Raw genomic sequence first — 12,626 nt, 5'->3', positions numbered from 1 at the left:
AATTCAAAATTATCCTATGGCAGGTCCTTTTTTGACCTATATTATAAATGACAAGGCAAATAATAGAAAATTGATCCTGGAAGGATTTACTTTTGCTCCTGCAACCAACAAAAGAGATTATATGTTTGAACTGGAGGCCATTCTCAAAACAGTTCAGTTTAATTAGGCTTAAATAGTATTAATTAAAAAGCCCCTGAAAATATTTTTTCAGGGGCTTTTATATTTTATACCTCCAAGAATTAATCAAATGCAAAACCGGTGGCTACTCTAAATATAAAAGCATATACGGTAATGAGTAGCAGAGCAAAACAAAACCAGGAAAATACTTTAAAATATTTATTTAGAAAAATGTTCGTCCAATTTCTGAAAGCCTCTAAGTACAGCTCTTTTAAAAGTAATATTTTATCCATATAGTGTATTTTTTGAAGTTAACTAGAACAAAGATCATTTTATAGATTAAATATGGTATATAAATCGGTTGAAGAGCATAAATATTTGGCGTAGGAGCAGACTTGCTTTCCGGCATCTTTGAAAGGCATGAAATAGGCGTTTAAATGCACGGAGAGCAGACTTTATTATAGAACCTGAGGCAGTATATGGAAAATAAAAAAGCGCCCGGCTAAGGGCGCTTTTTGGTATTTAGGTTGCTTGGTGTTAATCGAAAGCAAATCCCGTAGCTACTCTAAACAAAAATGCATAAAGCACAATGATAAAAGATGCGAAACAAAACCAGGAAAATGCTTTGAAATAGTTTTTTACTATAACATGGCCAAGATTTTTGAAGGCCTCAGAATAAATTTCTTTAAAAAGTAAAATATGTTTCATAGGTTGGGTTTTAAGATCTAAGACTATATTAATAACTAAATTTTATTTTAATACGTATTTCAGGAGGTAGGTTTGTTGTGAAAACGCCACATAGGGTTGTGAAAATCAATAGATTAAAGAAAACCCCTTAAGAAAAGTCAGCGTATTTAGGAACTCGATTTATTATTCCTATTTGCACTACATCTTTACAATTATGAACTCTGAACGCCTGTTGAGCTGATGTTTGGCTGAACTACACCTCACCGTACCATCACATTCGTTGAGTAATCTTTCTTCTCCATATCCTATAGCGCTTTCTATGCGATCAGGAGAAATTCCCTGGGATATCAGATATTCCCGTGTGGATTTTGCCCTTTTATCGGACAGGTATTTATTATAGGCTCTTTTACCCCTGGAATCTGTGTGAGATTCAATTTTAATAACCATAGTTTTATGCTCATTCATTACCTCAACCAGTTTATCCAGTTCACTAGCAGCATCATTTCTGATATAAAATTTGTCAAAATCAAAGAAGATCATATCTATTTTTAACTTTTTGATCCCATCTTCTATTACAATCAGCTCCTTAAGTTTTTTCATCGATATGTCAGCCTGCACTAGCTCATTTTCCATTGTAATTAAAGATTGCTCATCAATAAAATAGGTGTCCTTAACGGTCTTTAGGATATATTTTGTAGAGCTTTCAAGATCCTCGAACACAAAACTTCCATCTTCACCGGTAACCACTTCTTTTAGCTTAATATTATTTTCATCTAAGAGCATTACCAACGCTTCAGGCAATATTTCTCCTGTTACTAATTCAGTTACCACTCCGGCTATTGCGTTTTCGTTTGCTTCTTCAGGTAGTAATCTTTGAAATGAATAAATATCGTCATCCCCTTTACCGCCCCTTCTGTTTGATGCAAAAAAGCCTTTTTGAGTTTCTTCATCTACAATATAGGAGAAGTCATCTTTTTTACTATTTACCGGTTGACCTGCATTCCTTACTTCCAGAAAACCCGCTTCGCTATCATAAGCCACCTCGTATATGTCCAGTCCCCCTATACCAACATGTCCATCTGAAGAAAAATAAAGCTTTTTATCGCTAATAAACGGGAACATCTCCTTTCGTTCGGTGTTAATTTCCGGGCCAAGATTTCTGGGCTCGGAAAATTGACCATCACCAAATACATCTACTACAAAAATATCGGTCATGCCAATACTTCCAGGCATATCGGATACAAAATACATTTGTTTTCCATCCGGGCTCAGGGCGGGATGGCCGGTAGAGTAATCGTCGCTATTAAAAGGCACTTCTTCTCCTTCTGTCCATTCGCCATCAACTTTTCTGGACATATAAATTTTCAAATTATTATTGCCGTTTTTGTCTCTTTTTAATTTTTTTCCATAATTATTGCGGGTGAAATACATGGTTTGATTGTCCGGTGAAAATGTGACAGCCGCTTCATGGTATTTTGTATTTATCTTTTTAGAAAATTTGATGGCATCTCTGACTTCCTGTGATTCCTGATTTATTTTTGCAACATAGAGATCAAGATAAGGTTGATCGTTATATTTATACCGCCTGGTATTAAAATAGGAAGAATCCATAGCGGAGGAAAATACCATCTCGTCATCATTATAAAACATTGGAGAGAAATCTGAATACTTTGAATTTATAGCCAAGTTTAAAAGGTCTATTTTTTCCTCGGCACCTAGTAAATTGTCTAAAATTATTTCATCGCGTGTTGCCCTGGATAAATCTTCTAATTCACGCGTATTTCCTTTTTTCATTTCTCGATCATATAGTCGCATCAACCGTTTGGCCCTGGCGTACTTCCCGGTACCTTTTGAGGAATTGGCATATTTAAAGATATTCTCTGCAGACATCTCATTTTGGTAATTCGTATACAGCTTATCATACCAGTAATAAGCTCTTTCCATATTAGTATTGTAATAATGTGAATCCCCGGCTTTTTCTATTATTTTAAAAGATTGATTATTGGGATTCGATTCCAGTACCTGTTCGTATAATTCCGCAGCTTCTGCGTACCACATCTTACTGAAATATAAATCTGCCTTTTGAAGCAGTTTGTCGTTAGTAAAAATGGAGGCGCTTTTTTTAATTATTCGGGAAATAGTAATTTCTTTAAAATTCTCAGGATTGACTTTATTGAAGGGTTCTGAAACAGTTTTCTTATTCTTTTCCAGGCTATTCAAAATTTCCTTAGCTGCCACTTCATTTGGATCAAAGACATTCATAATCCACAATTTATCATTATAGTTTCCATTTAGATTTGACTTACAGGCATTTATTGCCGCTTCCCAATCCTTGGATTCTTTGATATATACATAGTTCAACCCACTTTCAGGGTGAGTTGCTACTTTGGAAGCCAGATTTTTTTTACTTAGCTTTTCCCGGAAAGACTTAACATTGTCAATGTTCCCAAATACACCTGCAACTATATAATAGCCATTCCTTAAACCCTTGAACCCGGGAACTATCCTGGCCGCAATTTTGTATTCCTTTGCTGCCTTAATAAACTCTTTCGATGTTTTAAGTGAGTTTTCCTTGAATTCGTTGCGGTCAATAGCTATCTTCTTATTAATGTGGTCCGATTTACTTCCCTGAACATTCATAATCCAAACCTCTGACCGATATTTCCCGCTCATTGCTGTGGAACAAGAGCTAATGGCTTCTTGCCAATTCTCATGCTGAGCAAGGGAAACATAGTTTAGTTTACTAACGGGATGCGTAATGATAATCGGATTTAGACGCCTAAGCTTCAATTTTTGAGCAAATTTATTCGCGTTCGCTCGATCTCCGTATACCCCGGCAATAATGTAGTAACCATTTTGGGCAGCTGTAAAATCTTTGACTAACCTTGTAGGAATGCCGTACTCTCTGGCCATTCGTCTAAAATCAACATCAGTATTGGGTTTTGAAGTCTCAATATCATTATCGGTAACTTCAATGTTTGTATTATGATAAGTTATTTCATCTGAAGATGTCAATTTCTCTATTGATTCCTTCCAATGCGCACTTACCCCAATTGTAGTTAGAAATAGTATAGCAATAAAAAGCTGTATTAATTTTGTATTCATTAGTTCAATGTCTTGGGAAATATGAGTATCGACCTTAGGTATTATTGTTTAGGCAGAGTTTCACCAATATGATTGTTTTAACGACGAAATTAGAGGTATTAATACTCCTTGTTTATTTTTTGTTGTGAAAGAGATGTTTTTTGTCGTGTACGATCAACTTATGTATTTCATCGATAAAAAGGAAGGTGGATTGTCGATTATATTCTGTATGGAAAGTACTACAAAATGATCTGAAGCGTTGTATCAAATTGTCTGTTAGGCCAATAAAAAAGGAGCTTATAAATAAAACGACAGGTATAATATAAAGATATAGTCTTTTCATATCCCATAAAAAAAGGCGCCAGTGATGGCGCCTTTTATCTATTAAGAAATTTCTTAATTATTCTTCTTTCTTCTCCTCAAGTTGATCGTCTTCTTTGGAGGCATCTTTAAATTCTTTAATTCCACTCCCCAAACCTCTCATCAATTCAGGTATTTTTTTGCCTCCGAATAAAAGTAGCACGAGCACGACAACTACAGCTATTTGCCAGGGACCTATTACTAAAAAGGTAATTAATGATACCATAATTTTATAATTTAATGGATTACAAAGGTACTAAAAAAGTACTTATATTATTGTTAATAGTAACGGGAAGATCTATTTTAAATTGTAAACGTCAAAAAATGTGTCTAATCCGTAAATTAAAAGTAGGTTGAATTTTTGAATACTATAAATTTAAAAGGTATTTACTGCTTAATTCAAATCGAAGTTTATCTTTGTGTTTTATGGCTAAAAAAGGAAAAAAGAGAAAAGAAATCCGGAGAAAGCTTCTACATAAGTATCGACTGGTGATACTTAACGAAAGTACTTTTGAAGAAAAAATTTCTTTTAAACTTAGCAGACTCAATGTGTTTGTCACCGGATCCCTTTTTATTATCGGACTTATCGGGCTAACAACATTGCTTATTGCTTTTACACCCTTAAGAGAATATATACCCGGTTACTCTTCAACTAAGCTTAAAAGACAGGCAACAGAATTAACATATAAGACAGATTCCCTGGTCACAGTCCTAAATTATACCAACAAGTATTTAAATAATATTCGAATGGTCCTGCGAGGGGATATTGAAAACAATCAAATTAATAGAGACTCCCTTTTTGAACAATTTAAAATAGACCCCTCAACCGTTGACCTTTCTCCAATCAGAGAGGACTCCATTCTAAGAGCAGAAGTGGCATTAGAAGATAAGTACAATCTTTTTGAAAATAATAAAGAAGGCGAAGGCCTTGTCCTTTTTTCACCCGTAAGCGGCACAATTTCTCAGGAATATGATGCTCAAATCAAACACTATGCGGTAGATATAGTTGCCCTTAAAGATACTCCCGTAAAAGCAGTTGCTGCTGGAACCGTAATTTTTTCTGAATGGACTACTGAAACAGGCTATGTTATAATTATGGAGCATAAAAACGGAATACTTTCAGTCTATAAACACAACGGTTCATTGAACAAGAACCAGGGCGACTTTGTCAGGGCCGGAGAGGTTATTGCCTCGGTGGGAAACACCGGAGAATTAACTACCGGGCCTCATTTGCATTTTGAGCTGTGGAACAATGGCAATCCGGTAAACCCGGCTGATTATATCGACTTTAACTAGAAAGGATGTCTTTAAAATCTTTAGCAGCCAGAATTTTTGCGAAAAACATCGCCCGTAAAACCGCTAAGTGGGCCGGGGATCCTTTAAAAAGTCAGGAAAAGGTTTTCAAACATTTAATACGGAATGCTCAAAACACAAAATTTGGAATTGATCATAATTTTAAACAAATAAAGAGCCACTCAGAATTTGTAAATGAAGTTCCCATAAGAGATTATGAAGCTTTACGCGAGTATGTGGAACAAGCGGTAGCAGGCAAAGAAAATGTTCTTTGGCCAGGAAAACCAATCTATTTTGCAAAAACCTCAGGAACGACCTCAGGGGCCAAATATATTCCCATTACTTCTGAATCTATTAAAGAACAGGTTCTTGCCTCAAGGAATGCAATTCTGAATTATATCTATGAAACCGGTAATTCCGATTTTGTTGACGGGAAGTGGATTTTTCTACAGGGAAGTCCGGAATTACAGGAAAAAAACGGGATTAAACTGGGAAGATTATCTGGTATTTCGGCCCATTACGTTCCCAATTACCTCCAAAAAAACCGACTGCCCAGCTGGGAAACTAATTGCATTGACGACTGGGAAACCAAGGTAGAAAAGATTGTGGAGGAAACGATAAATGAAAACATGACACTGATTGCCGGGATACCTTCCTGGGTTCAGATGTATTTTGAAAGATTAAAATCCACGAGCCACAGGAATATTGGTGCGCTCTTCCCAAATTTTAAGCTTTTTATCTATGGAGGGGTTAATTATGAACCCTACAGGGCAAAATTCGAAGAACTTATAGGCCGAAGGGTGGATAGCATAGAATTATTTCCTGCCAGTGAAGGGTTTTTCGCATATCAAAACTCTCAAAAAGAAGAGGGAATGTTGTTACTGCTGGACTCAGGGATTTTCTATGAATTTGTTAAGGCAGATGAATTTTTTGAGGATCAACCTAAACGGCTTTCTATAGGAGAAGTAGAACTAAATACAAACTATGTAATGATAATCTCTACCAATGCCGGCCTTTGGGGATACAATCTTGGAGATACCGTTCGGTTTATTTCAACCCAACCATATAAAATTGTAGTTACAGGTCGGATAAAACATTTTATTTCCGCATTTGGAGAACATGTTATTGCAAAAGAAGTTGAGGTTGCAATGCAAAAGGCGGTTGAGGCATGTGATGCTTCTATTAACGAGTTTACGGTAGCACCGCAAATTACACCTGAAGAGGATGAGTTGCCCTACCACGAGTGGTTTATTGAATTTGAGCGAAAACCTTCAGATATGTCTAAGTTTATAGAGATTCTGGATACATCTCTTCAACAACAAAACAGTTATTATTTTGATCTGATTGATGGTAAAATACTTCAACGGTTAAAAATTACCTCAATTAAAAAAGGTGGTTTTCATGAGTTTATGAAATCTATTGGAAAATTAGGCGGTCAAAATAAGGTACAACGCCTTTCTAATGACAGGTCAGTGGCGGATAAGTTAGCTTTACAGAAAGAATAGGAACAGTAATTTAGGTTTTAGGACGAAAAGTTTGAGCTATCAATTAGCCTTAATTTCATAGACCCAACTAAATCATAAATTTTAAAATGTAATTTTGCTGATGTCTATGGATATAATTAAGGATAATACAAGAGCACAGGAATCTACAAATGCAATTGAGCGGATGTACATTACCATGCGTCATTTATTCAACAGAGGCTTTTATAAACCAACCGGTGTTTCCGGGGAAACTTTAAGAAACGCTCTTTTATCCTTACATCCTGAAATTTATGGTTCTTTGGCTGAAGAGAAGGCCGAACTTAATGGGCTTGTCTACGTTTTGGAACGACTACCATCCGGAATAGAGCAGTGCAGGTATATTAATCTTACCTCAGATGAGGGTTATGGAAAATCTCATTTTAAGGCAATTATCCCACCCAAGAGGAGAAGAAATTGCTACCGAATAGATAGTGAGCAGATGAATATTGAAATCACAAGGGGACGCTCAGATATATATGATATACTTACACACCTTACCTTTTTGTACATAGAAGCCGATAAGATATGCCAACGAGTATTAATTGAGGACACAAATAGGACTATTCGCGATTGGAAAAAATTGGAAAAGGCAGCGACCAAAGCCAGGCTTACTCAAGAGGAAAAAGAAACGGCATTAATTCATACGGCTAACATCCTTGGAAGATCATTTGTTGAGGTATTAGATGTATATGAAAAACTAGCAACAAAGAAGGAACCTGAACGGTTTTTGAAGATTCTGTATTGGTTAGGTAAATTATCTCTTGAGGAGGAAACGGGGGGCGAAAAAAGAGTGATTACGTTTAGCAGTATGTTAAGAGATCGCCTGGGGCATCATATTCACGGTGAAATATGGGCCGAAACCATAAAGAAAACCTTAAAAAAATACAACTTATTAAAAAGGCCAATTCATATTATTAGTGCCAATATGCATAGCGTGGTAAATTCCCTATATGCCAGAAAAGCGCTTAGTAAAGAGTTTCCTTCAAATGGGTCTCTTGAGATATATGAGGCTTTAAGTTCTGAGGATAATATTGGTTTGCGCAATAAAGTGATTGCTACAGCAAAGCGAAATGGCATGATTACTTTAGAGGATACCTCAGGAACAAATATTGATGTTCAAATATTTGACATGGCTAAATTAGGGCAGGACGCTTGTTGTTATGAACTTAACGAAGCCCTTCCTAATGATAAAAAACCTGTTATATTTGTAATGGACTATGCCTTTGGAGAACAGGCATATGAAACAATTGATGAACTTCTAAAACCCTATGTTTTAGAAAAAGGCAAAAATATCTTTTTAGATGTGGCTTCAATTTCAATTATGGGAAAAGCGGGTATTCTTGAGGGCGGGAAAGGAGATTTAATGATCCCGTCTGCGCATATTTTTGAGGGGACTGCGGATAACTACCCCTTTAAGAACGAGCTTAGCGCCAAAGATTTTGAGGGGAATGGTTTAAAAGTGCTGGAGGGCACTATGGTGACTGTTTTGGGGACTTCGTTACAGAATAAGGATATTTTACGATTCTTTCACGAATCTACCTGGCGGGCAATTGGGCTGGAAATGGAGGGGGTACATTATCAGAAAGCAATTCAGGCGGCTTCTAAAATCAGGAAGAGCATCCGGGAGGAAGTTAAGGTAAGATATGCCTATTATGCCTCAGATAATCCATTAGAATCAGGGAGTACACTAGCCTCCGGAGGCCTTGGAACTACAGGTGTAAAACCAACCTATCTGATAACAGATAAAATACTTAAGCAAATTTTTAATTCCTAAGCATGGCAGATCAGCAAACATCGAAAGAAACCACATCAAATGATGAAATAGATTTGGGACAATTATTTAATATGATTGGCAATGGCTTTAATAGGCTATTCAGATGGTTTTTAAGAATTTTCCTTTATTTTAAAAAGAATCTCCTGATTCTACTTGCCTTTGCAGTGGTAGGTGCCTTAATTGCCTTGGGTTTAAATCAAATTGTAACCGAAAAACTTAAAATAGAGGTCATTGTAAAACCCAATTTAGAGAGCAAGGGTTATCTATATGACGTGGTGAATGAGATCGACGCCAATATTAAGGCCAATGACACCACTTTTTTTAGAAAAATTGGATTAAATATTCCAAATTTAAAAGGTTATGAGATCACAATAGACCAGACTTTGGATAAAAATAGTTCTGAGGATGATCTTGAATATTTAGAGTTATTAGAGAAATTCCAGGATAACGGATTGGTATCGGACATCATTAGAACCGAAATATTGAATAAAAGTTCACTTGATCATAAAATTACAATTTCGTTTAAAGAAGCTGATAAAGGTGAGGAATTTTCCAGAAAGGTTATGCAATATATTAATTCCAATAATTATTATATTGAATTGATCAAAATAAACCTGGAAAATGCACAAGAACGAATAAAGCAAGATCAGGCCTTATTGGTTCAAATGGATGAGATTATTACCAGATATTCGGACAAAATGGCCAGTTCAGAAAGTCAATTTACAGAGCAACGGATTATACTTGACAGTGAGAAACAATTGGATATAGCAGAACTCTTTGAATTAAAAAACAATTTGATTCGGGACATTGAAAGAAAAAAATTAGAACTTCAGGAAAGAAAAGATGCAATAAGTATCATTAACTTTGGCGAACCTCAGGCAATTCAAAAATCGTTTTTTGGAAAAAAAATTGTTTTACTTCCCCTTATTTTAATTTCTATTTTTTTCTTGATTGATATAATCAAATATCTTAATAAAAAAGCCGAAGAAATTCCAGAATAATTATATCCTTTTCAGGGATTAGAATCGATTAAAATTCTTAAATAGAGTCCAGTATTGAAAATCTTATTACCATGAATATATTAATAACAGGCGGGGCTGGATTTATTGGCTCACATGTTGTTCGCAGATTTGTAAAAGAATATCCGGGCTATCATATATATAATCTTGATGCGCTCACTTATGCCGGGAACCTGGAGAACCTTAGGGACGTGGAAGAACATGCCAATTACTCCTTTCTAAAAGGAGATATACTGGATGAACAATTTCTTAAGCAGATCTTTGAAAAACATCAATTCGACGGGGTCATTCACCTGGCAGCTGAATCCCACGTAGATCGTTCCATAACGGATCCTCTGGCTTTTGTACGTACCAATATCATAGGAACTGTTAATCTGTTGAATGCATCAAGAGATCTTTGGAAAGAGAATAAGGACAACAAGCGCTTTTATCATATCAGCACAGATGAAGTTTATGGCACATTAGGCGCAGAGGGCTTATTTACTGAAAACACCCCATATGATCCGAACTCACCTTATTCTGCCTCAAAGGCCAGTTCAGATCACTTTGTAAGGGCATACGGTGAGACCTATGGGTTACCATATGTGATTACAAATTGCTCTAACAATTACGGGCCCAATCATTTTCCTGAAAAACTCATTCCTCTTTTCATCAATAATATCATTGAAAATAGGCCATTACCTGTTTATGGGGACGGAAAATACACCCGTGATTGGTTATTTGTCAAAGATCACGCCTCTGCCATTGATTTGGTTTTTCATAAAGGAAAAGACTTTGAGACCTATAATATAGGAGGTTTTAACGAATGGCAGAATATAGATTTGGTTAAACTCTTATGTAAGTTGATGGATCAAAAGTTAGATAGGGTGGCAGGATCATCAGCAAAATTGATCACTTATGTTAAAGATAGGCCTGGGCATGATTTAAGATATGCCATTGATGCCAGTAAAATAAATAAAGAGCTGGGATGGAGACCTTCCGTTACTTTTGAGGAAGGCCTGGAACTAACTATTGATTGGTATCTTGAGAATCAGGAATGGTTAGATCATGTTACCTCCGGCAATTATAAGGAGTATTATGAAAAAATGTATAAGGAAAGAAATGTCTCCCAATAACATATAAGAAAATGAAAGGAATAATTTTGGCCGGGGGTTCTGGAACACGCTTACATCCGTTGACTTTATCGGTTAGCAAACAACTTATGCCTATTTATGATAAGCCCATGATATATTATCCGCTTTCTACGCTGATGTATGCGGGTATTCAAGAAATTCTAATAATCTCAACTCCAAAGGATTTACCATTGTTCAAGGATTTACTTGGAGATGGGAAAAAATATGGATGTTCTTTTTCATATGCTGTTCAAGATGCTCCAAATGGTTTAGCCGAAGCTTTTATTATAGGTGCGGACTTCATAGGAAAAGATAAAGTCGCTTTGATTCTAGGGGACAATATTTTCTATGGTTCTGGTCTGGCAAAACTCTTGCAGTCTAACAATGACCCGGATGGAGGTGTCATCTATGCATATAGGGTGCATGATCCGGAGCGCTATGGGGTTGTTGAGTTTGATAAAGATGGAAAGGCTATAAGTTTAGAGGAAAAGCCATCTGAACCAAAATCCAATTATGCCGTTCCTGGAATTTATTTTTACGATAATGACGTAGTTGAAATCGCCTCAAACATCCCGCTCAGTTCTAGAGGTGAGTTGGAAATAACCGATGTTAATAAGGTATATCTGGATAGAAAGAAATTAAGTGTAAGTATTTTGGATAGGGGAACTGCCTGGTTGGATACTGGAACATTTCAATCTTTAATGCAGGCGTCACAATTTGTAGAGGTATTAGAAGAACGTCAAGGCCTTAAAATAGGGGCAATTGAGGCGGCAGCATATGAAATGGGGTATATTGATAAAGAACAATTCAAAAATCTCGCAGAACCCTTAATGAAAAGTGGCTATGGCATTAATTTATTAGGAATTCTTAATGAACCTAAATGACATTTAAAGAGACTAAACTTAAAGGATGTTTTGTTTTAGAACCAAATGTTTTTAGCGATAACAGGGGATATTTTTTGGAATCTTTTAATAAAGAAATGTTTAACCGAGGAATAGGGAATACCGTTAATTTTGTACAGGACAATCAATCTTTCTCACTTAAAGGAGTAATAAGAGCATTACACTATCAAATTGGAGATCGTGCACAGGCCAAATTGGTAAGGGTATTATCCGGAATTGTATTGGATGTGGCTGTAGATTTAAGAAAGGACTCTGTTACTTTTGGAGAGCATATAGCTGTTGAACTGACTCATGAAAACAAAAAACAACTTTTTATCCCGAGAGGCTTTGCACATGGTTTTGTGGTTTTGAGTGACTCGGCAGAATTCTTCTATAAATGTGATAATTATTACAACAAGGCCTCTGAAGGCGGTATTATTTTTAATGATCCAACATTAAATATTGATTGGAAATTACCAGCAGATCAATATAAAGTTTCAGAGAAAGACTTAGTTTTGCCACCTTTAGAAAAGGCCAGATTATGAAGAACATATTGGTAACAGGTTCTGAAGGACAATTGGGAAAATGTGTACAGAAAATCGCCAATAATTATGATTCTTTCAATTTTAAATTCATGGACTCCAAAGGGTTGGATATAACCAATCCAAAAAGTATAGACTCAGCATTTAAATCCGGGCATTACAATTATTGTATTAACTGCGCGGCCTATACCGATGTCGAACAAGCAGAAAAAACACCTGAAAGGGCATTTACGG

General features: G+C 36.0%; 13 protein-coding genes. 9 read left to right on the top strand and 4 right to left on the bottom strand.

Features of this window, described 5'->3' with window-relative positions; genetic code table 11:
- Positions 1–166 (top strand): DUF4837 family protein (locus WBM60_RS02135; RefSeq protein WP_424282703.1); only part of this gene is annotated, 166 nt, incomplete at its 5' end.
- A gap of 73 nt (positions 167–239) precedes the next feature.
- Here WBM60_RS02135 and WBM60_RS02130 read toward each other — a convergent pair.
- The 4 genes from WBM60_RS02130 to tatA form a co-directional block, all read right to left on the bottom strand.
- Positions 240–410, bottom strand: a complete 171-nt coding sequence (locus WBM60_RS02130) for a DUF6747 family protein (protein WP_424263250.1) — start codon at positions 408–410, stop codon at positions 240–242.
- Positions 411–654: 244 nt separating this feature from the next.
- Positions 655–825: a DUF6747 family protein gene (locus WBM60_RS02125; RefSeq protein ID WP_299159587.1), complete on the bottom strand. Its 171-nt coding sequence runs from the start codon at positions 823–825 to the stop codon at positions 655–657.
- 177 nt (positions 826–1,002) lie between these two features.
- A complete protein-coding gene (locus WBM60_RS02120; protein ID WP_424282702.1) occupies positions 1,003–3,909 on the bottom strand; it encodes an OmpA family protein in 2,907 nt (968 codons plus the stop codon).
- Positions 3,910–4,288: 379 nt separating this feature from the next.
- On the bottom strand, positions 4,289–4,474 hold the full coding sequence (gene tatA / locus WBM60_RS02115) for a twin-arginine translocase TatA/TatE family subunit (protein ID WP_299159592.1): 186 nt from the start codon (positions 4,472–4,474) through the stop codon (positions 4,289–4,291).
- Positions 4,475–4,674: 200 nt separating this feature from the next.
- Here tatA and WBM60_RS02110 point away from each other — a divergent pair, with 200 nt between their 5' ends.
- The 8 genes from WBM60_RS02110 to WBM60_RS02075 all read left to right on the top strand — a co-directional run.
- Positions 4,675–5,544, top strand: coding sequence for a M23 family metallopeptidase (locus WBM60_RS02110; RefSeq protein WP_299159594.1), 870 nt, complete (start codon positions 4,675–4,677; stop codon positions 5,542–5,544).
- Positions 5,545–5,549: 5 nt separating this feature from the next.
- Positions 5,550–7,046 carry a GH3 auxin-responsive promoter family protein gene (locus WBM60_RS02105; RefSeq protein ID WP_424276913.1) on the top strand — a complete coding sequence of 499 codons (1,497 nt, stop codon included), beginning with the start codon at positions 5,550–5,552 and terminating at the stop codon, positions 7,044–7,046.
- 106 nt (positions 7,047–7,152) lie between these two features.
- Positions 7,153–8,838 (top strand): DUF6909 family protein, encoded by a 1,686-nt coding sequence (locus tag WBM60_RS02100; RefSeq protein WP_424276914.1) that lies wholly within the window; start codon positions 7,153–7,155, stop codon positions 8,836–8,838.
- A gap of 2 nt (positions 8,839–8,840) precedes the next feature.
- Positions 8,841–9,839 carry a hypothetical protein gene (locus WBM60_RS02095; protein ID WP_424276915.1) on the top strand — a complete coding sequence of 333 codons (999 nt, stop codon included), beginning with the start codon at positions 8,841–8,843 and terminating at the stop codon, positions 9,837–9,839.
- A gap of 71 nt (positions 9,840–9,910) precedes the next feature.
- Entirely contained in the window at positions 9,911–10,972 is a 1,062-nt protein-coding gene (gene rfbB / locus WBM60_RS02090; protein ID WP_424282701.1) for a dTDP-glucose 4,6-dehydratase, read from the top strand.
- Positions 10,973–10,983: 11 nt separating this feature from the next.
- Positions 10,984–11,853, top strand: a complete 870-nt coding sequence (gene rfbA, locus WBM60_RS02085; RefSeq protein ID WP_424282700.1) for a glucose-1-phosphate thymidylyltransferase RfbA — start codon at positions 10,984–10,986, stop codon at positions 11,851–11,853.
- The gene (gene rfbC / locus WBM60_RS02080) at positions 11,850–12,395 is read left to right on the top strand and encodes a dTDP-4-dehydrorhamnose 3,5-epimerase (RefSeq protein ID WP_424282699.1); all 546 of its coding nucleotides are present in this window, start codon (positions 11,850–11,852) and stop codon (positions 12,393–12,395) included. The genes rfbA and rfbC overlap by 4 nt, the downstream gene beginning before the upstream one ends.
- On the top strand, positions 12,392–12,626 hold a 235-nt coding region (locus WBM60_RS02075), incomplete at its 3' end, for a sugar nucleotide-binding protein (RefSeq protein WP_424282698.1). The genes rfbC and WBM60_RS02075, both read left to right, overlap by 4 nt.

It is taken from the genome of Eudoraea sp., assembly GCF_049669105.1.
GTDB lineage: Bacteria > Bacteroidota > Bacteroidia > Flavobacteriales > Flavobacteriaceae > Eudoraea.
The sequence above is the reverse complement of the archived record's forward strand: the minus strand, read 5'-3'. Positions and strand labels throughout refer to the sequence as shown.